At 50.3% G+C, this 881-nt stretch carries 1 protein-coding gene; it reads left to right on the plus strand.

Annotated features, from left to right (window positions below; all coding sequences use genetic code 11):
* On the plus strand, positions 1–881 hold an 881-nt coding region (locus J1C54_RS16350; RefSeq protein WP_229150035.1), incomplete at both ends, for a porin family protein.

Consider the following 881-nt stretch of genomic DNA (forward strand, 5'->3'; position numbering starts at 1 on the left):
CGTGACTGTAGCGAGGAACTGCTGGCTGATATCAGTGCGGCGGCTGACGGCAATGACGCAAGTGGCGTCACCATGGATGTTCTGAACGGCATCATCGGCCTGACAGGTGTCGATCCGAGCCAGCTTGCCTACTATCAAGAAGCTATTGCGGATGCGGATGCTTCCCTGGATAGCCTTGAGGAGCTGCAGGCGATTATCGATTCTGTAAACGACCAAAGTAAGGACGTCGTTGTTTCCAAAGGTGGCGTGGGTTCATTTAACTTCCTTTGGCTGTCGTTAATGTCTGGCCTGCTTGCATTCCGTAAGGCGAACGTACGCGCTGTGCGCCCGATGTTGTACCTGCTTGCGGGGGCTTCTGTCTCTGGTCAGGCGTTGGCTAATAATGCCTACTTTGGCATTGGTGCTGGTGTCAGTGATTTGGAGCCCAATACCGAACAGTCGTTGTATGAAGTATCTGAAGAGCAAGGGACTGCCTTTCAGATATTTACGGGCTATCAGTTTAACGACCATTGGTCAGTTGATCTGTCTTACATGGACCTGGGCTCAGCAGAGTTAGAAAACGCCAGCTTAACCCCTGCGGTGGTGGACGTTGACTATAGCGCCCTTTCGGTAGGTGGTATGTATCACTTTGAATTCTCGAAAGACGATGCCTGTCAACGACACTGTGGTTTGGACCCGTTTATCACATTGGGCCTGTCGGACTTGAATGTTGATGCCGGTACCGGTTTGTCTGAAGACAGTTCGACGTTAGTCAGAGTAGGTCTTGGAGCTGACTATGCCCTGAATGATGGTTGGGCTTTAAGGTTTATGGCAACGAGCTTTAGCGAAGATGCAGTGGCATTTAGTATCAACATCATGAAGCGATTTAACGTTAGTGATAG

Origin of the sequence: Alcanivorax sp. 1008, assembly GCF_020667895.1 — a bacterium.
In the GTDB taxonomy this organism is placed as follows: Bacteria; Pseudomonadota; Gammaproteobacteria; order Pseudomonadales; family Alcanivoracaceae; genus PGZG01.